A 23,800-nucleotide genomic window follows, 5' to 3' on the forward strand; every position below is an offset into this window, starting at 1 on the left:
GCATGCAACTGCAACCCGGGCTCTACCGTCACTACAAGGGGCCGCAGTACCGCGTATTCGGCGCTGCGAGGCACTCGGAAACCGAGGAGTGGCTGGTGGTCTACCAGGCGCTGTACGGGGATTACGGCCTGTGGGTGCGGCCGCTGGAGATGTTCTGCGGCACGGTCGAGGTGGACGGCGAGACGGTTCCGCGATTCGCCCTGATCGAGGCCGAATCGGCGCTGATCGGACAGGACGCCGCAGGGGCTCGCGCTTGACCTGAGCTCGACGGCCACTATATATAGCGGTGCCTTGATAGGCTCCCGCCGCTTATTCTCTCTTTTCTAGTTTTCAGGAATTCTCCAATCCATGGGCAAATCGCTGGTCATCGTGGAATCCCCGGCCAAGGCCAAGACCATCAACAAGTACCTGGGCAACCAGTACGTGGTGAAGTCGAGCATCGGCCACATTCGTGACCTGCCCACCAGCGGTTCCGCCAGCGCCAGCAAGGAGCCGGCCAAGCGCGGCAAGGCCGCTGCCGCCGAGGCGCCGGCGCTGTCGCCCAAGGAAAAGGCCAAGCGTCAGCTGTTCACCCGCATGGGGGTCGACCCCGAGCACGGCTGGAAGGCCAAGTACGAGATCCTCCCCGGCAAGGAGAAGGTGATCGAGGAACTGCGCCGCCTGGCCAAGGATGCCGACACCATCTATCTCGCAACCGACTTGGACCGCGAAGGGGAGGCCATCGCCTGGCACCTGCGCGAGGCCATCGGCGGCGACGACAGCCGCTACAAGCGCGTGGTGTTCAACGAGATCACCAAGAAGGCCATCCAGGAGGCCTTCTCCCAGCCCGGCGAGCTGGACATCAACCGTGTCAATGCCCAGCAGGCGCGGCGCTTCCTCGACCGCGTGGTGGGCTATATGGTCTCGCCGCTGCTGTGGGCCAAGATCGCCCGCGGCCTGTCCGCCGGCCGTGTACAGTCGGTCGCGGTGAAGCTGGTGGTGGAGCGCGAGAAGGAAATCCGCGCCTTCGTCCCGGAAGAATACTGGGAAGTGCACGCCGATCTGGGTACCGGCAAGGGCGACACGGTGCGCTTCGAGGTCGCCCGCGAGAACGGCGAGGCCTTCAAGCCGCTCAATGAGGCCCAGGCCATGGCGGCGCTGGAGAAGCTCAAGGCCTCCAGCTACAGCGTGACCAAGCGCGAGGACAAGCCGACCTCGAGCAAGCCGTCCGCCCCGTTCATCACTTCGACCCTGCAGCAGGCGGCGAGCAACCGCCTCGGCTTCGGTGTGAAGAAGACCATGATGATGGCTCAGCGTCTCTACGAGGCCGGCTACATCACCTATATGCGTACCGACTCGACCAATCTGTCGGCCGACGCCATCGACATGGTGCGCGGTTTCATCGACGGCGAGTTCGGCAAGAAGTACCTGCCGGCCAAGCCGAATCTCTATTCGAGCAAGGAGGGCGCCCAGGAAGCGCACGAGGCGATTCGCCCGTCCGACGTCAACCTGCGCCCGACCCAGCTGTCGGGCATGGAGCGCGACGCCGAGCGCCTGTACGAGCTGATCTGGCGCCAGTTCGTGGCCTGCCAGATGCCGCCGGCCGAGTACCTGTCCACCAGCGTCAGCGTGACGGCCGGCAGCTTCGAGCTGCGTGCCAAGGGCCGCATCCTCAAGTTCGACGGTTACACCCGCGTGCTGCCCCAGCAGAACAAGCCGGGCGAGGACGATGTGCTGCCCGAGATGAAGGAAGGCGAGGCGATGAAGCTTCTGCAGCTCGACCCGAGTCAGCACTTCACCAAGCCACCGGCGCGCTTCTCCGAAGCCAGCCTGGTCAAGGAACTGGAGAAGCGCGGCATCGGCCGCCCGTCCACCTACGCGGCGATCATCTCGACCATTCAGGAGCGCGGTTACGTCACCGTGCATAACCGCCGCTTCTATGCCGAGAAGATGGGCGACATCGTCACCGAGCGCCTCAACGAAAGCTTCGCCAACCTGATGGACTACGGTTTTACCGCCGGCATGGAGGAGAATCTGGACGACGTCGCCCAGGGCGAGCGAGATTGGAAGAACCTGCTGGACGAGTTCTACGGTGACTTCAAGAAGAAGCTGGAAGTGGCGGAGGTGGCGGACAAGGGCATGCGAGCCAACCAGCCGACCCTGACCGACATTCCCTGCCGCGAGTGCGGCCGGCCGATGATGATCCGTACCGCCTCCACCGGCGTGTTCCTCGGCTGTTCGGGCTACGCGTTGCCGCCGAAGGAGCGCTGCAAGGCCACCATCAACCTGATCCCCGGTGACGAGATTGCCGCGGACGACGAAGGCGAGTCCGAATCCCGCGTGCTGATGGGCAAGCATCGTTGCCCGATCTGCGCCACGGCGATGGATGCCTACCTGCTGGACGAGACCCGCAAGCTGCACATCTGCGGCAACAACCCGGATTGCGCTGGCTACGAGATCGAGCAGGGCCAGTACCGCATCAAGGGTTACGAAGGCCCGAGCCTGGAATGCGACAAGTGCGGCAGCGAGATGCAGCTGAAGACCGGTCGCTTCGGCAAGTTCTTCGGTTGCACCAATCCGAGCTGCAAGAACACCCGCAAGCTGCTGAAGAGCGGTGAGGCGGCGCCACCCAAGATGGACGCGGTGCCGATGCCGGAGCTCAAGTGCGAGAAGGTCGACGATACCTACGTGCTGCGTGACGGCGCCTCGGGCCTGTTCCTCGCCGCCAGTGGCTTCCCCAAGAACCGCGAGACTCGCGCGCCGCTGGTGCTGGAACTGATCCCGCACAAGGACGAGATCGACCCGAAGTACCACTTCCTGCTGGAAGCGCCGAAGAAGGACCCGGAAGGCCGCCCGGCGGTGATCCGCTACAGCCGCAAGACCAAGGAGCAGTATGTGCAGAGCGAGGTGGACGGCAAGCCCACCGGCTGGCGCGCCTTCTTCGACGGCGGCAAGTGGAAGGTGGAAGACAAGCGCTAAGCGCCTGAAGGCTCACGCGCCAGGTGAATTGTGAGAGCAGGCGAGGAGGCGAACTCCGAGCCTGTTTGATAATCGCCGAGGCGCGGCAAACCGACTCCAAGCGTCCCGTGCCTTGCATGGTGGGGCGAGACGCTATCGAACGATCCGCGCAAGGCGGCTAACGAGGCACGGTCCATGGCCCACGAGCTCTATACCCGCACCAATCAGAAGCTTTTCTTCGCCGGCCTGGCGCTGGAGAGCCTGCGCAAGGCCGAGGCTGGCGAGGCGATGAACGCCCAGGCACTGGTCCAGGCCGAGCGTGAGGCGGTGCTGTTCCATCTCTATGGCGCGGTGCTGGGGCTGTGTCATGAGGTGGCCGGCTATTACAAGCTGGCCGAGGCCGGCGCGCCGCGCCTCGACTTGCTGCTCAATCAGGCGGTACTGCAGACCTCGCCGACGCCGGAGCTGGCCGAGCTGATGGAGATCGCCCAGCAGCCGGAGAGCTGGCTGGCTCGTCTGCTGGACGCCTATTCGGCGCTGTTCCAGCCGCCGCAGGCGCCGAAGACGGCCAAGGTCGATCCGGCGTTGCCGCTGATCACCGCCGTGAGCGTCGGCGAAGAGCCGGTTCCGCTCGGCCACGGCGAGCTGGAGAGCTGGCGCCAGCAGCTCAAGCAGCTGGTGCTGCGCTACCGCGAGTCGCTCAGCGAGTGCTGATCCCGCTTCCGGACTAGGGTGATGGCAGTGGGACTGTTACACTGGCAGCCCGCCAGGAGACCTGCCCGTATGTCCACTTCCTTCCTCGAAATCGTCGAACTGCCCGATGGCCGCATCATTCTGCGCCGCGCCGAGGACGAAGAGGTGTTGGTAACGCTGGACTTCTCGGCCGACGCCAAGGCCTTCTTGCAGGGGCATCACGTCGAGGTGGCCAAGGCCATGCTGAATGTCGGTGTGCAGATGGCGGGCCGCCTGGCCGAAGGCGAAATCGAGCAGGACGAGCAGCCTCGCGTGCTGCATTGATCGACAGGCGCCTGCAAGAGGCGAATCCCGGAGCGCAGCTGCCGGACTTCGTAACGCTTAATCCAGTCGAATATTCAGACTCTGCGCGCTGCCCATGCGCGCGGCGCTGATCAGACTTGTCCGCTGCGAGGGCGCCAAGTCGATCCAGCTGACCACGGTATGGCTGCGACCCAGTCGCAGCGCTTCACGGGCCAGTTCCACAGCGTCTTGTCCGGCGCGCGGTTGCAATACCAGCAAGCGATCCAAATCGAGTCCCGCGCCGCGCAGCCAGGCATTGGTGATAGAGGCGGGCGGAGCGATCAGCGTCAGCCAGCGGGCGTCCTTATTCAGGCTGAGTTCACGCAGTACCGGGCCGAGCAGGTGACGGCAGTTGCCGAGTGGCCCGGAGAGGCGCAATTCGCTGAAGGGCTCGGGCTCGTTGATCCATGGATTCTCTACCGCCTCGTCGAGCAGCGGTGCCAGGCTGTTGCCGAGAAAGGCTTCGAATAGCGGAAGTTGCGAGCGGGTCAGCGACTGCGGGAACTGCATGAGTCTCTCCTCGGTTTCAGCGGCGGATTACGCCGACACTCAGGCCTTCGATCACCAGGTCCTGTTCTTCAAGATCGATCTCGATGGGGGCGAACTCCGGGTTTTCGGCGATCAGCTGAACCTTGTTGCCGCTGCGCTGGAAGCGCTTGACGGTGACTTCGTCGTCGATGCGTGCGACAACGATCTGGCCATTGCGGGCCTCGCGGGTGGTGTGCACGGCCAGCAGATCGCCGTCGAGGATGCCGATGTCCTTCATGCTCATGCCGCGCACGCGCAGCAGGTAGTCGGCCTTGGGGTGGAAAAACTCCGGGTTGATCTTGCAGGAGTCTTCCACGTTCTGCTGGGCGAGAATCGGGGCGCCGGCGGCGACTCGGCCGATCACCGGCAGACCTTCCTCCTCGGCGGCGACGGGGTCGAAGCCGGGAATGCGGATGCCGCGGGAAGCGCCAGGCGTCATTTCGATCGCGCCCTTGCGGGCCAGCGCCTTGAGGTGTTCCTCGGCGGCGTTGGGCGACTTGAAGCCCAGCTCCTGGGCGATCTCGGCCCGGGTCGGCGGGTAACCGTTGTCTTCCAGGCAGCGCTTGATGAAGGCGAGGATTTCGGATTGTCGCGGCGTCAGTTTGAGCATGCTGGTGGTCTGTCTGTTTATACAGTTGCTGGGATTATATACAGTGATTCGATGCTGGCAATACTTATTCCGGCGCAGGGCAAAACGGTCATTCCTCCGCCTGCCCGAGCCGGTAGGGTTTGCGCCTGGGTTACCTGTGGTTAAATGCGTGACCGGTCAGCCATGAAAGGCCCCGTCAGGCTTGACAGGGCGATAGCCTGAAACGTATGTTTCAAACAAGTGTTTGTCAGGTGGGGGTGTCATGGCTCAATCAGAAACCGTTGAGCGCATTTTGGATGCTGCCGAGCAGCTGTTCGCAGAGAAGGGTTTCGCCGAGACCTCTCTGCGGCTGATCACCAGCAAGGCAGGGGTCAACCTGGCGGCCGTCAATTATCACTTTGGCTCCAAGAAGGCTCTCATCCAGGCGGTGTTCTCGCGCTTCCTCGGGCCGTTCTGTATCAGTCTCGAGCGGGAGTTGGATCGTCGTCAGGCCAAGCCGGACGCCAAACCCAGTCTGGAAGAGCTGCTGGAGATGCTGGTGGAACAGGCGCTCGCGGTGAAGCCGCGCAGTGGCAACGACCTGTCTATCTTCATGCGTCTGCTCGGCTTGGCCTTCAGCCAGAGTCAGGGCCACCTGCGCAAATATCTGGAAGAGATGTACGGCAAGGTCTTCCGCCGCTACATGCTGTTGCTCAACGAAGTGGCGCCCAGGCTACCGCCGCTGGAGATCTTCTGGCGCGTGCACTTCATGCTTGGCGCCGCGGCGTTCAGCATGTCCGGTATCAAGGCGCTGCGCGCCATCGCCGAGAACGACTTCGGCGTGGACACCTCGATCGAGCAGGTCATGCGCCTGATGGTGCCGTTCCTCGCTGCCGGCATGCGTGCCGAGAGCGGGGTGAGCGACGAGGCGCTGGCCACCGCTCAGTTCAAGCCGCGGACGAAGGCTCAGGCAGCCGCCAAGGCCGTCTGACGCTGTGCCCGGGCAGGCCGATGGGCTAAGCTAGCGGCCCATGCGCTCGCTCGATCTCCTGCATATCTCCATCGCTGATCAGCGCCTGTACGGCTTCGCCGACGGGCAGCTGGTCGTGCGCCTGCCGGTTTCCACCGCACTGAATGGCGCCGGCGAGAAAAGCGGCTCCAACTGCACGCCGCGTGGGCGTCATCAGGTGCGCGCGAAGATTGGCGAGGGGCTACCGCTCGGCGCGGTATTGCGTGGGCGGCGCTGGACCGGCGAGGTCTGGTCCGAGGCGCTGGACGCACAGTTCCCCGGCCGCGACTGGATTCTCACCCGCATCCTCTGGCTGAGCGGCTGCGAGCCCGGCATCAATCGCCTGGGTAAGGTCGATACCTTCCGCCGCTATATCTACCTGCACGGCACGCCGGACACCCAGCCCATGGGCGTGCCGCTGTCCCACGGATGTGTGCGTCTGCGCAACGCCAACCTGCTGGATCTCTTTCCCCGTGTACCGCCGCACTGCGCGGTAATGATCGACGAGGCGCCGTGCCCCGAATGGGCGACCGCCGAACTCTGTTAAGGACTCTTCGTGACTACACCTCCCTATGGCTCCCTGATGCTGGACATCCAGGGCACCTGGCTGACCGCCGAAGACCGCCGAATCCTGCGCCAGCCCGAGGTGGGCGGGCTGATCCTGTTCGCCCGCAACATCGAAGATCCGCGCCAGGTGCGCGAGCTCTGCGCGTCCATCCGCGCCGTACGCCCGGACCTGCTGCTGGCGGTAGATCAGGAGGGCGGCCGCGTGCAGCGCCTGCGCAATGGCTTCGTGCGCCTACCGGCGATGCGCGCACTGGCCGATAACGATAACGCCGAGCAACTGGCCGAGCACTGCGGCTGGTTGATGGCCACCGAGGTGCTGGCCGTGGGCCTGGACCTCAGTTTTGCGCCGGTGCTGGACCTGGATCATCAGCGTAGCGCCGTGGTCGGCAGCCGCAGCTTCGAGGGCGACGCCGAGCTGGCCACGCGCCTGGCCGGCGCCTTCATCCGCGGCATGGACGCGGCCGGCATGGCAGCCACCGGCAAGCACTTCCCCGGCCACGGCTGGGCCGAGGCCGACTCGCATGTAGCCATCCCGGTGGACGAGCGCAGCCTCGACGAGATCCGTGCCAGAGATCTGATCCCGTTCCAGCGCCTGAGCCAACAGCTTGCGGCGGTGATGCCGGCCCACGTCATCTACCCGCAGGTGGACGCCGGCCCGGCCGGCTTCTCGCGGCACTGGCTGCAGGAAATTCTGCGCGGCGAGCTGGGTTTCCAGGGGGTAATCTTCAGCGACGACCTGTCCATGGCCGGCGCCCACGTGGTCGGCGATGCCGCCAGCCGCATCGAGGCGGCGCTGAGCGCCGGCTGCGACATGGGCCTGGTGTGCAACGACCGCGCCTCCGCCGAACTAGCCCTCGGCGCCCTGCAGCGCCTCAAGGTACAGCCGCCCAAGGGCTTGGCACGCATGAGCGGCCGCGGTTTCGCCCGTACCGACTATCGCGAGCAGCCGCGCTGGCTGCAGGCCGTCGCGGCCTTGCGCGCGGCGCAGCTGATCGATTGATTAAGGAACAACGCATGACCACCTACGCCATCATCGGCGGCACCGGCCTCACTCAGCTGGAAGGCCTGACCCTCAAGCAGGCGCAGAACATCGATACGCCCTTCGGCGCGCCCTCGGCGCCGGTACTGAGCGGCGAGTACGCCGGCCACGAGGTGCTGTTCCTGGCTCGCCACGGACATCCGCATCGCATCCCGCCGCACCAGGTGAACTACCGCGCCAACCTGTGGGCGCTGAAGCAGGCCGGCGCCGAGGCGATCATCGCGGTCAACGCAGTGGGCGGCATTCACGCGGCCATGGGCAGCGGCCACCTGTGCGTAGCGCACCAGGTGATCGACTACACCTGGGGCAGGGCGCATACCTTCTTCGAGGGCGAGATCGATCACGTCACCCATATCGACTTCAGCTATCCCTATGACGAGGAACTGCGCGGCAGGCTGATCGCCGCGCTGCAGGCGCTCGGCTACCCACACAGCAGCCACGGCGTGTACGGCGCCACCCAGGGGCCGCGCCTGGAGACGGTGGCCGAGATCGCCCGCATGGAGCGCGATGGCTGCGACATCGTCGGCATGACCGGCATGCCCGAAGCCGCCCTGGCCCGCGAGCTGGAGCTGGCCTACGCCTGCCTGGCACTGGTGGTGAATCCGGCGGCGGGCAAGTCCAGTGGCATCATCACCATGGCCGAGATCGAGGCGGAACTGGCCCGCGGTATCGACAAGGTGCGCGCGGTGCTGGGGCGGGTGCTGAGCGACTGAGCCTGAGGCCAGAAACAAAAAAGCCCCGCATCGCGGGGCTTTTTCATGGCTGCGCTGACAATCAGGGCTGGGTGACTTTCACCAGCAGGCCGAGGCTGCCGTTGTCCAGGTAGGTCAGCTCGCCGAGCTTCAGACGGGTCTTCTGCCGCACGCGCTCGCTGCCGCTGAGCAGGCCGTCATTGTCGAAGCGGTTGATCCAGAAGTCCGCCTCCATATCGATCAGGCGCTGTTGCTCGCTCAGCGACACGACACCTTCCACCGGGAAGTGGCCGAACTGCTCGTTGCCGGTGCTTAGCGCGGCCTCGCTCGGTACGGCGGCGAGGTTCTGCGCCCAGGCCTTGTGCAGCAGCACCTCATAGCCGTTGCCCGGGTTGAGCTTGGCGGCCTCGTCGTTCAGTGCGGTGCCGCGTTCGTTGCCGGCGATGGGCGAGGCGCCCACGGCCCAGTCGTCCGGCGCCGGCTGGCTGCTCGACAGCGCCTCGCCGCCCTGACGGAAGACGATCACTTCGACCTGGAACAGGCCGTCGGCGAAGGCCTGCGGAGCCAGCAGGCAGAGCAGCAGAAAAAGGGGGCGAAGCACGCGCATGGGTCAGTCCTTTAGGCGGATTGCGGGGCGAGGCGCTCCAGTAGCGCCTCCAGGGTGTTGAAACGTTCTTCCGGGCGCTCCATCGGCACCTGGATCTTGAACAGCGTAGCGCCCTCGAACTTGTAGCGGGCGGGCGCGCTCTGGATCAGCTTGATCAGCACCAGCGGGTCGACGCAGGTGTCGGCGGCGAACTCGATGCGTCCGCCCTGGGGGCCGGCGTCGATCTTCTTGATGCCGAGCTTCTCCGCCTGCAGCTTGAGCAGGGTCAGGCGCATCAGGTTCTTGGTCGGCTCCGCCAACAGGCCGAAGCGGTCGATCATCTCCACCTGCAGCTCCTTCAGGCCGTCCTCATCGGCGGCCGAGGCGATGCGCTTGTAGAGAATCAGGCGGCTGTGCACGTCCGGCAGGTAGTCGTCGGGGATCAGTGCCGGCACCCGCAGGTTGACTTCCGGACCGCCGCCCAGCGGCTGCTCCAGATTGGGCTGCTCGCCCTTGCGGATGGCCTTCACCGCGCGCTCGAGCATCTCCATGTAGAGGGTGAAGCCGACCGCCTGGATCTGTCCGCTCTGGCCGTCGCCGAGCAATTCGCCAGCGCCGCGGATTTCCAGGTCGTGAGTCGCCAGGACGAAGCCGGCGCCCAGGTCCTGGGCGTTGGCGATGGCCTCCAGGCGCTTTTGCGCATCCTCGGTCATGCCCTTGCGCGGCGGGGTGAGCAGGTAGGCGTAGGCCTGGTGGTGGCTGCGGCCGACGCGGCCACGCAACTGGTGCAGCTGGGCCAGGCCGAACTTGTCGGCGCGCTCGATGAGGATGGTGTTGGCGCTCGGCACGTCGATGCCGGTCTCGATGATGGTCGAGGCCACCAGCACGTTGAAGCGCTTGTGGTAGAAGTCGCTCATCACCCGTTCCAGGTCGCGCTCGTGCATCTGCCCGTGGCCGATGCCGATGCGCGCCTCCGGAACCAGGGCGGACAGGTCGGCGGCGCACTTCTCGATGGTCTTCACGTCGTTGTGCAGGTAGTACACCTGGCCGCCGCGCAGCAGTTCGCGCAGCAGCGCTTCCTTGATCACCGAGTCGTGCTGCTCCATGACGAAGGTGCGTACCGACAGGCGGCGGGCCGGCGGGGTGGCGATGATCGACAGGTCGCGCATGCCCGACACCGCCATGTTCAGCGTGCGCGGGATCGGCGTGGCGGTGAGGGTGAGAATGTCCACCTCGCTGCGCAGGGCCTTGAGCTGCTCCTTCTGGCGCACACCGAAGCGGTGTTCCTCATCGATGATCACCAGGCCCAGGTTGCTGAAGCGCACGTCGTCCTGCAGCAGTTTGTGGGTGCCGATGACGATGTCGATCTTGCCCTCGGCCAGCTTGGCCACCGCCTCGTTGACTTCCTTGGCGGTCTTGAAGCGGCTCATCACCTCCACGCTCACCGGCCAGTCGGCGAAGCGGTCGCGGAAGCTGTTGTAGTGCTGCTGGGCCAGCAGGGTGGTGGGCACCAGTACTGCCACCTGTCTTCCGCTATGGACAGCGATGAAGGCGGCGCGCATGGCCACCTCGGTCTTGCCGAAGCCGACGTCGCCACACACCAGGCGGTCCATCGGCTTGCCGGCCAGCATGTCCTCGCGTACCGCGTCGATGGCGTTCTGCTGGTCCGGCGTCTCCTCGAAGGGGAAGCCGGCGCTGAAGGTGGCGTAGTCGGCGGCCGGGTCCTTGAACGCGTAGCCCTCGCGGGCGGCGCGGCGGGCGTAGATGTCGAGCAGCTCGGCGGCCACGTCGCGCACCTGCTCGGCGGCCTTGCGCTTGGCCTTCTGCCAGGTCTCGGAGCCCAAACGGTGCAGCGGGGCCAGGGCGTCGTCGCTGCCGGTGTAGCGGGCGATCAGGTGCAGGCTGGCCACCGGCACGTAGAGCTTGGCTTCCTCGGCGTACATCAGCGCGAGGAACTCGGCGGCCTGGCCGTCGAACTCCATGGTCACCAGGCCCAGGTAGCGGCCGACGCCGTGGTCGATATGCACCACCGGCGCGCCTTCGCGCAGCTCGGTGAGGTTCTTGATCACGTTGTCGCCACCGTCGCGGGATTTCTCGCGGCGGCGGCGCTGCATCACGCGCTGACCGAACAGCGGGCTCTCGGCCACCAAGGCCAGGTCGTCGAGCAGCAGGCCCTCGTCCAGCGGGGCGATGCAGATGGCCAGGCGTTCGCGGCTGTCGGCGAATTCCTTCCAGCCGGCCAGCTCGACCGGCTTGAGCTTGAGCCGCGCCAGCAGCTCCAGCAGCACCTCGCGGCGGCCGGCGGACTCGGCGCTGAACAGCACGCGCCCCGGGTATTCCTCGATGAAGCGGCGCAGCGCGGCCAGCGGCTCGCTAGCCTTGGCCTGGATGGCGAGGTCCGGCAGCGGGCGGGCGTCGAAGCGCTCGCGGCCGAGGCCGACTTCCACGTCCTCCTGGCTGACCACCACGCGCGGCCAGTTCTTCAGGCGGGCGAAGCAGTCCTCCACCGGCAGGAAGATGTCGGCCGGCGGCAGCAGCGGGCGCTCTGGGTCGACGCGGCGGTCTTCGTAGCGGTTGCGCGCGTCGCTCCAGAACTGCTCGGCGGCCTGCTCGATGCCCGGCAGGGAGAACACCTGGGTGTCGCCCGGCAGGTAGTCGAACAGCGTGCCGGTTTCCTCGAAGAACAGCGGCAGATAGTACTCGATGCCGGCCGGGGTGATGCCGGAGGCCAGATCCTGGTAGATCGGGCAGCGGCGGAAGTCGACGTCGAAGCGCTCGCGGAAGCGCCCGCGGAAATCGGTGACGGCCTTCTTCTCCAGCGGGAACTCGCGGGCCGGTAGCAGGCGGATCGATTCCACCTTGTCCACCGAGCGCTGGGTCTCCGGGTCGAAGGTGCGCAGGGTCTCGATCTCGTCATCGAACAGATCGATGCGAAACGGCGTGTCGCTGCCCATGGGAAACAGGTCGATCAGCGCGCCGCGCACGGCGAACTCGCCGTGCTCGTACACGGTGTCCACGCAGCGGTAGCCGGCGGCCTCCAGGCGGGCGCGCATCTCTTCCACGTCGAGCTTCTGGCCAACGTCCAGCAGCAGGCCGGAGCCGAGCAGGAAGCGTGTCGGCGCCAGGCGATGCAGGGCGGTGGCGATCGGTACCACCAGCACGCCGTGCTTGATCTCCGGCAGGCGGTAGAGGGTGGCGATACGCTGGGAAATGATGTCCTGGTGCGGCGAAAACACGTCGTAGGGCAGGGTTTCCCAGTCCGGGAAGTGCAGCACCGGCAGGTCCGGCGCGAAGAATGCCAGCTCTTCCTGCAGGCGCTCGGCGCTCTGGCTGTCGGCGGTCAGCAGCAGGGTGAAGCGCTTGGCGGCGCTGGCGGCTTCGGCGATGGCCAGGCTCAGCGCGGCACCGGGCAGGTTGCCCCAGTGCTGTTTACCGGCGGCGCCCGGCAGTTTCGGCAGTTGCAGTACGGACACGGGTGGTCACGGCCCCAGGCGAAAGGAAGAGGCGATTGTAACTATCCATGCTCGCAGCTGTCAGTGTCGACGGGCGCGCATTGCTCAGCGCAACGGGCGCCGTCATAATGTAGCCCCTTTTTTCAGCCCCTACATGTGGAAGGTATTGCTCGTGACCCAGAAGCCCGACCAGTGTCTCGGTGAGTGGATTGACCGTGAAGCCCTCGCGGAAGCGATGATTCCGCTGATCGGTCAGCTCTACCGCAACAACAACGTCGTGACCTCGATCTACGGCCGTGGCCTGATCAACCGCTCGGTAATCGACATCCTCAAGGCTCACCGCTTCGCCCGCCACCGTCTGGAAGGCGAGACCGAGCTTTCCGTGCATGACACCTTCCCCATCCTCAAGACCATGAGCGAGCTCAAGCTGGGCGCCGCCTCCGTGGACCTGGGCAAGATGGTCGCCAAGTTCAAGACCGACGCCAACGGCCGCAGCATCGAGCAGTTCATCAAGGACGAGCTGGCCGACGTGGTCGGCAAGCAGAACGGCGCTGCCCGCGAAGGCACCGACGTGGTTCTGTACGGCTTCGGTCGCATCGGCCGCCTGCTGGCCCGCATCCTGATCGAGAAGACCGGTGGTGGCGACGGCCTGCGTCTGCGTGCCATCGTCGTGCGCAAGGGCGCCGAGAACGACCTGGTCAAGCGTGCCAGCCTGCTGCGCCGCGACTCCGTACACGGCAAGTTCGACGGCACCATCACCATCGACGAAGCCAACAACGTCCTGATCGCCAACGGCAACATGATCCAGGTGATCTACTCCAACGACCCGGCGTCGATCGACTACACCCAGTACGGCATCAAGAACGCCCTGCTGGTCGACAACACCGGCAAATGGCGCGACGCCGAAGGCCTGGGCCAGCACCTGAAGTGCCCGGGTGTCGATCGTGTCGTTCTGACCGCGCCGGGCAAGGGCGCGCTGAAGAACATCGTGCATGGCATCAACCATGGCGAGATCACCGCCGACGACAAGATCATCTCCGCCGCTTCCTGCACCACCAACGCCATCGTGCCGGTGCTGAAGGCCGTGAATGACCAGTACGGCATCGTCAACGGCCACGTCGAGACCGTTCACTCGTACACCAACGACCAGAACCTGATCGACAACTTCCACAAGGGCAGCCGTCGTGGCCGCAGCGCCGCGCTGAACATGGTGATCACCGAGACCGGTGCCGCCACCGCCGCCGCCAAGGCCCTGCCGGTGCTGAAGGGCAAGCTGACCGGCAACGCCATCCGCGTACCGACGCCGAACGTCTCCATGGCCATCCTCAACCTGAACCTGGAGAAGGCCACCACCCGCGAAGAGATCAACGAGTACCTGCGCCAGATGGCCATGCACTCGGACCTGCAGAAGCAGATCGACTTCGTCAACTCGCAGGAAGTGGTGTCCACCGACTTCGTCGGCTCGCGCCATGCCGGTGTGGTCGATGCCGAAGCCACCATCTCCAACGACAACCGCGTCGTGCTGTACGTGTGGTACGACAACGAGTTCGGCTACAGCTGCCAGGTGGTCCGCGTGATGGAAGACATGGCTGGGGTCAACCCGCCGGCCTTCCCGCGCTAAGCGTCGGGTGTGAAACAAAACGGGAGCTTCGGCTCCCGTTTTGCTTTTCAGCGCTGCGCCAGCAGCTTTTCGCGAAGCGCATCCGACAGCCCGCCGGGTGCCAGCCAGATACCCAGATAGGCCCGCGCCAGTGCGGGATCGTCGCTGCGAAACAGGGTCTCGCCGTTGCGCTCCAGGCTCAGCCCGGTGCGTGCGGCGTAGTTCAGCGCGTAGCGATCGCCGGCGCGGATGTCGCGAAAGGTGGCGTGCAGGGCGTCCAGGTCGGGGCGTAGTGCGGCCAGCGCGGCGCCGTCGAGCTGGCGCTCCAGCGTGGTCCATGCGGCCTCGATCACGTCGCTGCGGTCGATGCTGCGGTAGTAGTAGAGCTCCAGGCGCTGATCTGCCTCGCGGCGATAGGCCTGCAGCGGCTCGATGCCCGGCGCCGTGTAATAGGCGGCGGCATAGACGTCCGCCCAGAGGTAGGTGAGGACCGCCTGGTTCTTGCGCTCCAGTTGCTGATGGCTGGTCGGGAAGTCGGCCTGGCTCAACCGCTCGTCGGCCAGGACGGGGAGGGCGAGGGTCAGCAGCAGGGCGGCGAGACTACGCAACATGACGTTCTCCATTGTTTGTTTCTCTGCGCTCCAACCACCCTGACCGCGCCGTCAAGACCGCCTGGGGCCGCCGTGCGTTGCGACTCGCGAGTCTGAAACGGCACCCATGGGTGGGCATGTAGAGCATATCTCCTTATAATTCCTGATCTTTTCGCGCCGCTTCGGTTCCGGCTGCGGCTTGCGGGCCGGGTTCGTCGTGGTGGTTTCATCCTTGCTGCACACTGATTTCCAGCTCTGGAAGCATTCATGATAAAGATCAAACAAGGGCTTGATCTGCCCATTTCAGGTGCGCCCCAGCAGCGTATCGATGCGGCGCGTGCCGTACGCAGCGTTGCCGTGCTGGGCTGCGATTACCATGGCATGAAGCCGACCATGACGGTACAGGTCGGTGACCGGGTCGCTCTCGGTCAGGTGCTGTTCTCCGACAAGAAGAACCCGGGCGTGCAGTTCACCGCGCCCGGCGCCGGCGTGGTCGCCGCCATCCATCGGGGCGAGCAGCGGGTGCTGCAGTCGGTGGTGATCGACCTCGAGGGCGACGAGGCCATCGAGTTCGCGCGCTATGAGGTCGCACGACTGACGAGTCTCGACGGCCAGGAGGTGCGCGATAACCTGCAACGCTCTGGGCTGTGGGCCGCTCTGCGCACCCGCCCGTACAGCAAGGTGCCGGCGGTCGACGCCGTGCCCAGTTCGATCTTCGTCACCGCCATCGACACCCATCCGCTGGCCGCCGATCCGGCGCTGGTGATCGGTGAGCGCCCCACCGACTTCACCAACGGCCTGGCCGTGCTGGCCCGCCTGGCCAGGGTGCAGCTGTGCAAGGCCGCTGGCGTGACGCTGCCGGGCGAGAGCCAGACCGGCGTGCAGGCCAGCGAGTTCGCAGGGCCGCACCCGGCCGGTCTGCCGGGGACCCATATTCATTTCCTCGATCCGGTGGGCGCGGGCAAGAGCGTCTGGCAGATCGGCTACCAGGACGTCATCGCCATCGGCCACCTGTTCACCACCGGCCGGCTGGACGTCGAGCGCGTCGTGGCGCTGGCCGGTCCGGTGGTCGAGAACCCTCGCCTGCTGCGCACCCGCCTGGGCGCCAGCCTGGAAGAGCTCACCGCCGGTGAATTGCAGCCGGGCAGCAACCGGGTGATTTCCGGTTCGGTGCTGGGCGGTCGCACCTCGCGCGGGGCCTTCGCCTTCCTCGGTCGCTACCACGTGCAGGTTTCCTGCCTGCATGAGGGCGACGAGCGCGAGCTGCTGCATTACCTGCGCGCCGGGGTGAACAAGCATTCGGTGCTGAACATCTTCGTCTCCAAGCTGCTCGGCGGCAAAAAACTGGCGATGGACACCAGCACCAACGGCAGCCCGCGCGCCATGGTGCCGGTCGGCAACTACGAGACGGTGATGCCGCTGGATATCCTCGCCACCCAGCTGCTGCGCTACCTGATCGTCGGCGACACCGAGATGGCGCAGAAGCTCGGCTGCCTGGAGCTGGACGAAGAAGACCTGGCCCTGTGCACCTACGTGTGCGCCGGCAAGTACGAGTACGGCCCGATCCTGCGGGACAACCTGGCTCGCATCGAGAAGGAGGGCTGATCCGTGCCCCTACGCAAATTCCTCGACAAGATCGAGCACAACTTCGAGAAGGGCGGCAAGCACGAGAAGTGGTATGCCCTGTACGAGGCGGTGGATACGTTTTTATACCGCCCCGGCAGCGTGACCAAGAGCACCGCCCACGTGCGCGACGGCATCGACCTGAAGCGCATGATGATCACCGTCTGGCTGTGCACCTTCCCGGCCATGCTGTTCGGCATGTGGAACATCGGCTACCAGGCCAACACCCTGTTCGCCGGCGACGCCGAGCTGCTGGCGGCCCAGGACGGCTGGCGTTTCGGCCTGATCGGCGCGCTGGCCGGGTTCGACCCGAACAGCCTGTGGGACAACTTCGTCCAGGGCGCCGCCTACTTCCTGCCGGTGTACCTGACCACCTTCATCGTCGGTGGCTTCTGGGAAGTGCTGTTCGCCGCCATCCGCAAGCACGAGGTCAACGAAGGCTTCTTCGTCACTTCCGTGCTGTTCGCCCTGACTCTGCCGCCGACCATCCCGCTGTGGCAGGTGGCGCTGGGCATCAGCTTCGGCGTGGTGATCGGCAAGGAAGTGTTCGGCGGTACCGGCAAGAACTTCCTCAACCCGGCGCTGGTCGGTCGTGCCTTCCTGTTCTTCGCCTACCCGGCGCAGATGTCCGGCGACATGGTGTGGACCGCGGTGGACGGCTACGCCGGCGCCACCGCGCTGTCCGTGGCCGCCGCCAGCGGCATGGACCAGCTCGCCGCCAACGGCCTGAGCTGGTGGGACGCCTTCGTCGGCCTGGAGCAGGGCTCCATGGGCGAGACCAGCACGCTGGCCATCTTCATCGGCGGCGCCTTCCTGCTGCTGACCAAGATCGCCTCCTGGCGCATCGTCGCCGGGGTGATGCTGGGCATGATCGGCATGAGCTACCTGTTCAACGCCATTGGCTCGGCCGGCAATCCGATGTTCGCCATGCCTTGGCACTGGCATCTGGTGGTGGGCGGCTTCGCCTTCGGCATGATCTTCATGGCCACCGACCCCGTGTCGGCGTCCATGACCAATACCGGCAAGTGGATCTTCGGCGCGCTGATCGGCGTCATGGTGGTGCTGATCCGCGTGGTCAACCCGGCCTTCCCGGAAGGCATGATGCTGGCGATCCTGTTCGCCAACCTCTGCGCACCGCTGATCGACCACTTCGTGGTGCAGGCCAACATCAAGCGGAGGCTCGCCCGTGGCTAACAAGGAATCGACCGTCCGTACCCTGACCGTGGCGGTGCTGGTGTGCCTGGTCTGCTCGGTGTTCGTCGCCGGCGCGGCCGTGGCACTCAAGCCGACCCAGGCGGAGAACCGCCTGCTGGACAAGCAGCGCAGCATCCTGGCCATCGCCGGCCTGGGCCAGCCCGGCATGTCCGGCAAGGAAGTGCAGGCGCTGTTCGCCGAACGCATCCAGGCCCGCGTGGTGGACCTGGAGCAGGGCACCTTCAGCGACGCACATGACGCCACCACCTTCGACCCGCTCAAGGCCGCCAAGGACCCGCAGACCTCGCAGGCACTGCCGGCTTCCGAGGACATCGCCTCGATCAAGCGCCGCGAGCATCACTCCACCGTGTACATGGTGGAGAACGATGGCGAGCTGCAGACCCTGATCCTGCCGGTGCGCGGTTACGGCCTGTGGTCCACCCTGCACGGCTTCATCGCGGTGAAGGGCGACCTCAACACCGTGGTCGGCTTCGGCTTCTACCAGCATGGCGAGACCCCCGGTCTCGGCGGCGAGGTGGACAATCCGAAGTGGAAGGGCCTGTGGACCGGCAAGACCCTGTTCGATGAAGACGGCGAGCTGGCCGTGGAAATCATCAAGGGCAGCGTCGATCCGCAATCGCCCAAGGCCGAGCATCAGGTGGACGGCCTCGCGGGCGCCACGCTGACCAGCAAGGGCGTCAACAACCTGCTGCATTTCTGGCTCGGCGAGAATGGCTTCGGCCCGCTGCTGGCCAATCTGAAGAAAGGGGAGGCATAGCATGTCGCAACCCACCATCAAGAGCGTGCTGCTCGATCCGATCGTGCACAACAACCCCATTGGCCTGCAGATCCTCGGCATCTGCTCGGCCCTGGCGGTGACCTCCAACCTCAAGACCGCGCTGGTGATGTCGATCGCCCTGACCCTGGTGACCGGCTTCTCCAACCTGTTCATCTCGATGATCCGTAGCCAGATCCCCAGCAGCATCCGCATGATCGTGCAGATGGTGATCATCGCGTCGCTGGTGATCGTGGTGGACCAGATCCTCAAGGCCTACGCCTATTCGCTGTCCAAGCAGCTGTCGGTGTTCGTCGGGCTGATCATCACCAACTGCATCGTCATGGGCCGGGCCGAGGCCTTCGCCATGCAGAACCCGCCGATGCTGTCGTTCTTCGACGGCATCGGTAATGGCCTGGGCTACAGCGCCATGCTGATCGTCCTGGGCGTGGTGCGCGAGCTGTTCGGCGCCGGCAAGCTGCTCGGCTACACCATCCTGCCGACCGTCAACGACGGCGGCTGGTACCAGCCCAACGGCATGCTCCTGCTGCCGCCATCGGCGTTCTTCCTGATCGGCCTGATCATCTGGGCGCTGCGCAGCTGGAAGCCCCAGCAGAAAGAGGCGCCGGCGTTCCGCATGGCACCCCAGGTTTCTGACAAGGAGGCCTACTGATGGAGCACTACCTCAGCCTGTTCGCCAAGGCCGTGTTCATCGAGAACATGGCGCTGGCCTTCTTCCTCGGCATGTGTACCTTCATCGCCATTTCCAAGAAGGTGGAAACCGCCATCGGCCTCGGCATCGCCGTGGTGGTGGTGCAGACCATCACCGTGCCGGCCAACAACCTGATCTACGCCTACCTGCTCAAGGACGGCGCGCTGGCCTGGGCCGGCCTGCCCGAGGTGGACCTGTCCTTCCTCGGCCTGCTCAGCTACATCGGGGTGATCGCGGCCATCGTGCAGATCCTCGAGATGCTGCTCGATAAGTACGTGCCCAGCCTGTACAACGCCCTCGGCGTGTTCCTGCCGCTGATCACCGTGAACTGCGCCATCATGGGCGGCACCCTGTTCATGGTCGAGCGCGACTACAACGTCACCGAGAGCGTGGTCTACGGCGTCGGCTCCGGCTTCTCCTGGGCCCTGGCCATCGCGCTGCTCGCCGGTATCCGCGAGAAGCTCAAGTACAGCGATGTACCGGACGGCCTGCAGGGCCTGGGCATCACCTTCATAACCATCGGTCTGATGTCGCTCGGCTTTATGTCGTTCGGCGGCATTCAGCTGTGAAACACCAGAAAAACTACTGCGCTTGCACAGGCTGTGTTGAAAACAGGCTCGGACTGCTCATTTACCCGCACGTAAACTCCGCGTCCTCGCCTGTTTTCGCCTTGCCTGAGCTGCACTCGCTACGTTTTTCCGGCGTTTCAATGGGAGGTTAAAGAATGGGTTTTGAAATCGCATTAGCCATCGGCATGTTCACCGCCATCGTGCTGGCACTGGTGGTGGTCATCCTCGCGGCCCGCGCCAAGCTGGTGTCCAGCGGCGACGTGAACATCGTCATCAATGGCGAGCGCACCCTCACCGTGCCGGCCGGCGGCAAGCTGCTGCAGACGCTGGCGGCGAACAACGTGTTCCTGTCGTCCGCCTGCGGCGGCGGCGGCACCTGCGCCCAGTGCAAGTGCGTGGTGGAAAGCGGCGGCGGCGAGATGCTGCCGACCGAGGAATCGCACTTCACCAAGCGCGAGGCCCGCGAAGGCTGGCGCCTGTCCTGCCAGACCCCGGTCAAGCAGGACATGCACATCGAGGTGGAAGAGTCGGTCTTCGGCGTGAAGAAGTGGGAATGCACGGTGGCGTCCAACCCCAACGTCGCCACCTTCATCAAGGAGCTGACCCTGCGTCTGCCGGAAGGCGAGAGCGTGGACTTCCGCGCCGGCGGCTACGTGCAGCTGGAGTGCCCGCCGCACGAGGTGGCCTACAAGGACTTCGACATCCAGCCGGAATATCGCGGCGACTGGGACAAGTTCAACCAGTGGAAGTACGTGTCCAAGGTCGACGAGACAGTGATCCGCGCCTACTCCATGGCCAACTACCCGGACGAGAAGGGCATCGTCAAGTTCAACATCCGCATCGCCTCGCCGCCGCCGGGCAAGGATCACCTGCCGCCGGGGCAGATGTCGTCCTGGGTGTTCAACCTCAAGCCGGGCGACAAGGTCACCGTGTACGGCCCGTTCGGCGAGTTTTTCGCCAAGGACACCGACGCGGAGATGATCTTCATCGGCGGCGGCGCCGGTATGGCGCCGATGCGCTCGCACATCTTCGACCAGCTAAAGCGCCTGGGCTCCAAGCGCAAGATCAGCTTCTGGTACGGCGCGCGCTCGCTGCGCGAGGCCTTCTACACCGAGGAGTACGACCAGCTGGCCGCGGAGAATGACAACTTCGAGTGGCACCTGGCGCTGTCCGACCCGCAGCCGGAAGATAACTGGACCGGCCTCAAGGGCTTCATCCACAACGTGCTGTTCGAGCAGTACCTCAAGGACCATCCGGCCCCCGAGGACTGCGAGTTCTACATGTGCGGTCCGCCCATGATGAACGCCGCGGTGATCAAGATGCTGCTGGACCTCGGCGTGGAGCGCGAGAACATCCTGCTGGACGATTTTGGTGGTTAGACCTGTGGCATGCCTGCTGTTGGCCAGCGCGCTGCTGGCCGGCTGCGGCGAGAAGATCGAGGCGTTCGGCGGCCCGACCATGGGCAGCCACTACTCGCTGAAATACCTGGCGGGCGAGGGGGCCCCTTCACCGCAGGCGCTCAAGGCCGAGGTCGACGGCCTGCTCGCCGAGGTGGATGCGCAGATGTCCACCTGGCGTGCCGATTCCGACCTTTCCCAATTCAATCGACTGCCGGCCGGCAGCTGCCGCGCCATGCCCGCTTCGGTGCTGGAGCTGGTGCGTTTCGGCGAAGCGCTGTCGGGCAAGAGCGACGGCGCCTTCGACCTGACCCTCGAACCGCTGCTCGATCTCTGGGGCTTCGGCCCGCAGTCGCGGGGCGAAACGGTGCCCAGCGCCGAACAGATCGCCGCCGTGCAGAGCAACGTGGGGCACCGCCACTTGCGCATCGAGGGCGCGCGGCTGTGCAAGGATGCGGCCGTCGAGGTCGACCTCAACAGCGTCGCGGCCGGCTATACGGTCGATCGCATCGCCGCGCGCCTGGCCGAAGTCGGCGTCAGCAGCTACCTGCTGGACGTCACCGGCGAACTGCGTGCGGCCGGGCGCAAGCCCGACGGCAGCCCCTGGCGCATCGCCATCGAGGCGCCGCGCGACGACCGCCAGGTCGCGCAGAAGGTGTTGGAGCTCAGTGGCGTCGGCGTGTCCACCTCGGGTGACTACCGCAACTACTTCGAACGCGACGGCCGGCGTTACTCGCACACCCTCGACCCACGCAGCGGCGCGCCCATTTCCCACCGGCTCGCCTCGGTCACGGTGGTCGATTCATCGACCCTGCGCGCCGATGGCCTGTCTACCCTATTGATGGTGCTGGGACCGGAAAACGGTTACGCCTTCGCCGAGCGCGAGGCCATTGCCGCATTCTTCGTCACCCGCACCGACCGGGGCTTCGCCACGCGCGCGACGCCCGCCTTCGAACGCCGTTTCGGCGAAGGAGAACGCCCATGACCTGGGTTCTGGTATTCGGTTTCATGCTCCTGGTAGTGCTGGGCATGGCCATCGGTGTGATCTTCGGGCGCAAGCCCATCGCCGGCTCCTGCGGTGGCATCGCCGCCCTGGGCATCGAGAAGGAGTGCTCGATCTGCGGCGGCAGTCGCGAGAAGTGCGAAGAGGTCAACCGCGAGAAGAATGAGCATGTAGTGGACACGGCGCTCGCCTACGACGCGACCAAGCGCTAATGTGCCGGGCAAAATCCCACGGCTAAGCTGTGAGGACGATTCGACAGCCGCGGCCACGGGGTGCCGCGTTCGAGCCGGGCGCCACGCGAGCGCCCCGGCGCGCGATGAGGAGTAAGCATGGCGGTCTACAACTACGACGTGGTGGTGCTGGGTTCCGGTCCGGCGGGCGAGGGCGCGGCGATGAACGCGGCCAAGGCCGGACGCAAGGTGGCGGTGGTCGACAACCGCCCGCTGGTGGGCGGCAACTGCACCCATCTCGGCACCATCCCGTCCAAGGCGCTGCGCCACTCGGTGCGGCAGATCATGCAGTACAACACCAACCCGCTGTTCCGCCAGATCGGCGAGCCGCGCTGGTTCTCCTTCCCCGACGTGCTGAAGAGCGCCGAGCGGGTGATCTCCAAGCAGGTCGCCTCGCGCACCAGCTACTACGCGCGTAACCGCATCGACGTGTTCTTCGGCACCGCCAGCTTTGCCGACGAGCAGACCGTGGAAGTGGTGTGCACCAGCGGCGTCGTCGAGAAACTGGTGGCCAAGCAGATCGTCATCGCCACCGGCTCGCGCCCCTATCGCCCGGCGGACGTGGATTTCCATCACCCGCGCATCTACGACAGCGACACCATCCTCAGCCTGACCCACACCCCGCGCCGCATTATCATCTACGGCGCCGGCGTGATCGGCTCCGAGTACGCCTCGATCTTCAGTGGCCTCGGCGTGCTGGTCGACCTGATCGACAACCGCGACCAGCTGCTCAGCTTCCTCGACGACGAGATCTCCGACGCGCTCAGTTACCACCTGCGCACCAACAACGTGCTGATCCGTCACCACGAGGAGTACGAGCGCATCGAGGGTCTGGAGAACGGTGTGATCCTGCACCTCAAGTCGGGCAAGAAGATCAAGGCCGACTGCCTGCTGTGGTGCAACGGCCGTACCGGCAACACCGACAAGCTGGGCCTGGAGAACATCGGCATCAAGGTCAACAGCCGCGGCCAGATCGAGGTCGACCAGCAGTACCGTACCCAGGTCAGCAACGTCTTCGCCGCCGGCGACGTGATCGGCTGGCCGAGCCTGGCCAGCGCCGCCTACGACCAGGGCCGTTCGGCCGCGGGCAGTGCGGTGGAGAACGACAGCTGGCGCTTCGTCGACGACGTGCCGACCGGCATCTACACCATTCCGGAGATCAGCTCGATCGGCAAGAACGAGCGGGAGCTGACCCAGGCCAAGATCCCCTACGAGGTCGGCAAGGCGTTCTTCAAGGGCATGGCCCGGGCGCAGATTTCCCACGAGCCGGTGGGCATGCTGAAGATCCTATTCCACCGCGAAACCCTGGAGATCCTCGGCGTGCATTGCTTCGGCTATCAGGCCTCGGAGATTGTGCACATCGGCCAGGCGATCATGAACCAGAAGGGGGAGGCGAACTCGATCAAGTACTTCGTCAATACCACCTTCAACTACCCGACCATGGCCGAGGCCTACCGGGTGGCGGCGTTCGACGGTCTCAACCGGCTTTTTTGAGCGGCTCCGACCGGTGGCCTGAACCGGTCGGGGGCGACCCCCTCGACGACTCCCGCAGCTGGCGCTGGCCAAACCGGGAGAGCTTCTGACCAGGCGCGACGCTGCAACGAAAAACCGGCCCTTGGGCCGGTTTTTTCATGCCTCTTTCCCGAGAGCGAGGAGGCCGGGCGAGGGTGTATCGGGCGGTGCCGAGGTGCTGA

Annotated in this window: 23 protein-coding genes; 18 read left to right on the top strand and 5 right to left on the bottom strand. The window is 65.5% G+C overall.

The genetic code is table 11. The features are described 5' to 3' along the window. Positions 1–2: 2 nt before the first annotated feature. The 4 genes from NF616_RS02735 to NF616_RS02750 all read left to right on the top strand — a co-directional run bounded on the left by NF616_RS02735 (position 3) and on the right by NF616_RS02750 (position 3,954). Positions 3–257: a DUF1653 domain-containing protein gene (locus tag NF616_RS02735; RefSeq protein ID WP_252271503.1), complete on the top strand. Its 255-nt coding sequence runs from the start codon at positions 3–5 to the stop codon at positions 255–257. 91 nt (positions 258–348) lie between these two features. Beyond that, positions 349–2,958, top strand: coding sequence for a type I DNA topoisomerase (topA, locus tag NF616_RS02740; protein WP_252271504.1), 2,610 nt, complete (start codon positions 349–351; stop codon positions 2,956–2,958). 174 nt (positions 2,959–3,132) lie between these two features. After that, positions 3,133–3,651, top strand: coding sequence for a DUF6586 family protein (locus NF616_RS02745; RefSeq protein ID WP_252271505.1), 519 nt, complete (start codon positions 3,133–3,135; stop codon positions 3,649–3,651). Positions 3,652–3,720: 69 nt separating this feature from the next. Continuing rightward, positions 3,721–3,954: a hypothetical protein gene (locus NF616_RS02750; RefSeq protein WP_252271506.1), complete on the top strand. Its 234-nt coding sequence runs from the start codon at positions 3,721–3,723 to the stop codon at positions 3,952–3,954. Between the two features lie 57 nt (positions 3,955–4,011). Here NF616_RS02750 and sulA read toward each other — a convergent pair whose 3' ends face one another. Both sulA and lexA read right to left on the bottom strand, forming a co-directional pair. After that, positions 4,012–4,482 carry an SOS-induced cell division inhibitor SulA gene (gene sulA / locus NF616_RS02755; RefSeq protein WP_252271507.1) on the bottom strand — a complete coding sequence of 157 codons (471 nt, stop codon included), beginning with the start codon at positions 4,480–4,482 and terminating at the stop codon, positions 4,012–4,014. A 16-nt stretch (positions 4,483–4,498) separates the two neighbouring features. Then, a complete protein-coding gene (gene lexA, locus NF616_RS02760; RefSeq protein ID WP_252271508.1) occupies positions 4,499–5,110 on the bottom strand; it encodes a transcriptional repressor LexA in 612 nt (203 codons plus the stop codon). Between the two features lie 241 nt (positions 5,111–5,351). Between lexA and NF616_RS02765 the strand changes: the two genes are divergently transcribed. Genes NF616_RS02765 through NF616_RS02780 form a run of 4 tightly spaced genes read left to right on the top strand, consistent with a single transcriptional unit; the run spans position 5,352 to position 8,396 of the window. Then, positions 5,352–6,059 (top strand): TetR/AcrR family transcriptional regulator, encoded by a 708-nt coding sequence (locus NF616_RS02765; protein ID WP_252271509.1) that lies wholly within the window; start codon positions 5,352–5,354, stop codon positions 6,057–6,059. 40 nt (positions 6,060–6,099) lie between these two features. After that, on the top strand, positions 6,100–6,624 hold the full coding sequence (locus NF616_RS02770; RefSeq protein WP_252271510.1) for a L,D-transpeptidase: 525 nt from the start codon (positions 6,100–6,102) through the stop codon (positions 6,622–6,624). 36 nt (positions 6,625–6,660) lie between these two features. Next, on the top strand, positions 6,661–7,644 hold the full coding sequence (gene nagZ, locus NF616_RS02775; RefSeq protein WP_252271602.1) for a beta-N-acetylhexosaminidase: 984 nt from the start codon (positions 6,661–6,663) through the stop codon (positions 7,642–7,644). Positions 7,645–7,658: 14 nt separating this feature from the next. Further along, positions 7,659–8,396 carry an S-methyl-5'-thioinosine phosphorylase gene (locus NF616_RS02780; RefSeq protein WP_252271511.1) on the top strand — a complete coding sequence of 246 codons (738 nt, stop codon included), beginning with the start codon at positions 7,659–7,661 and terminating at the stop codon, positions 8,394–8,396. 61 nt (positions 8,397–8,457) lie between these two features. Here NF616_RS02780 and NF616_RS02785 read toward each other — a convergent pair whose 3' ends face one another. Beyond that, positions 8,458–8,982 carry a CsiV family protein gene (locus NF616_RS02785; protein ID WP_252271512.1) on the bottom strand — a complete coding sequence of 175 codons (525 nt, stop codon included), beginning with the start codon at positions 8,980–8,982 and terminating at the stop codon, positions 8,458–8,460. An 11-nt stretch (positions 8,983–8,993) separates the two neighbouring features. Beyond that, positions 8,994–12,434 carry a transcription-repair coupling factor gene (gene mfd, locus NF616_RS02790; RefSeq protein ID WP_252271513.1) on the bottom strand — a complete coding sequence of 1,147 codons (3,441 nt, stop codon included), beginning with the start codon at positions 12,432–12,434 and terminating at the stop codon, positions 8,994–8,996. 133 nt (positions 12,435–12,567) lie between these two features. On the opposite strand from mfd, the gene NF616_RS02795 reads away from it, so the two are divergent. Beyond that, on the top strand, positions 12,568–14,034 hold the full coding sequence (locus NF616_RS02795; protein ID WP_252271514.1) for a glyceraldehyde-3-phosphate dehydrogenase: 1,467 nt from the start codon (positions 12,568–12,570) through the stop codon (positions 14,032–14,034). A 47-nt stretch (positions 14,035–14,081) separates the two neighbouring features. Here NF616_RS02795 and NF616_RS02800 read toward each other — a convergent pair whose 3' ends face one another. Continuing rightward, positions 14,082–14,624 (bottom strand): chalcone isomerase family protein, encoded by a 543-nt coding sequence (locus tag NF616_RS02800; protein ID WP_252271515.1) that lies wholly within the window; start codon positions 14,622–14,624, stop codon positions 14,082–14,084. A gap of 246 nt (positions 14,625–14,870) precedes the next feature. On the opposite strand from NF616_RS02800, the gene NF616_RS02805 reads away from it, so the two are divergent. The 9 genes from NF616_RS02805 to sthA all read left to right on the top strand — a co-directional run bounded on the left by NF616_RS02805 (position 14,871) and on the right by sthA (position 23,600). Next, positions 14,871–16,208: a Na(+)-translocating NADH-quinone reductase subunit A gene (locus NF616_RS02805; protein WP_252271516.1), complete on the top strand. Its 1,338-nt coding sequence runs from the start codon at positions 14,871–14,873 to the stop codon at positions 16,206–16,208. A gap of 3 nt (positions 16,209–16,211) precedes the next feature. Further along, positions 16,212–17,420 carry an NADH:ubiquinone reductase (Na(+)-transporting) subunit B gene (locus NF616_RS02810; RefSeq protein ID WP_252271517.1) on the top strand — a complete coding sequence of 403 codons (1,209 nt, stop codon included), beginning with the start codon at positions 16,212–16,214 and terminating at the stop codon, positions 17,418–17,420. Further along, positions 17,413–18,198, top strand: a complete 786-nt coding sequence (locus NF616_RS02815; protein WP_252271518.1) for a Na(+)-translocating NADH-quinone reductase subunit C — start codon at positions 17,413–17,415, stop codon at positions 18,196–18,198. The genes NF616_RS02810 and NF616_RS02815 overlap by 8 nt, the downstream gene beginning before the upstream one ends. A 1-nt stretch (position 18,199) precedes the next feature. Next, entirely contained in the window at positions 18,200–18,868 is a 669-nt protein-coding gene (locus NF616_RS02820; RefSeq protein ID WP_252271519.1) for an NADH:ubiquinone reductase (Na(+)-transporting) subunit D, read from the top strand. Further along, the gene (gene nqrE / locus NF616_RS02825) at positions 18,868–19,476 is read left to right on the top strand and encodes an NADH:ubiquinone reductase (Na(+)-transporting) subunit E (protein WP_252271520.1); all 609 of its coding nucleotides are present in this window, start codon (positions 18,868–18,870) and stop codon (positions 19,474–19,476) included. Before NF616_RS02820 ends, nqrE begins: the two co-directional genes overlap by 1 nt. A gap of 155 nt (positions 19,477–19,631) precedes the next feature. Then, entirely contained in the window at positions 19,632–20,855 is a 1,224-nt protein-coding gene (gene nqrF, locus NF616_RS02830) for an NADH:ubiquinone reductase (Na(+)-transporting) subunit F (RefSeq protein ID WP_252271521.1), read from the top strand. A gap of 4 nt (positions 20,856–20,859) precedes the next feature. After that, a complete protein-coding gene (locus NF616_RS02835; protein WP_252271522.1) occupies positions 20,860–21,858 on the top strand; it encodes an FAD:protein FMN transferase in 999 nt (332 codons plus the stop codon). Continuing rightward, a complete protein-coding gene (gene nqrM / locus NF616_RS02840; RefSeq protein ID WP_252271523.1) occupies positions 21,855–22,088 on the top strand; it encodes a (Na+)-NQR maturation NqrM in 234 nt (77 codons plus the stop codon). Before NF616_RS02835 ends, nqrM begins: the two co-directional genes overlap by 4 nt. Positions 22,089–22,205: 117 nt before the next feature. Next, a complete protein-coding gene (gene sthA / locus NF616_RS02845) occupies positions 22,206–23,600 on the top strand; it encodes a Si-specific NAD(P)(+) transhydrogenase (protein WP_252271524.1) in 1,395 nt (464 codons plus the stop codon). Positions 23,601–23,800 lie beyond the last annotated feature (200 nt).

The sequence above is a fragment of the Pseudomonas subflava genome, assembly GCF_023823685.1.
Taxonomy (GTDB): Bacteria; Pseudomonadota; Gammaproteobacteria; order Pseudomonadales; family Pseudomonadaceae; genus Aquipseudomonas; species Aquipseudomonas subflava.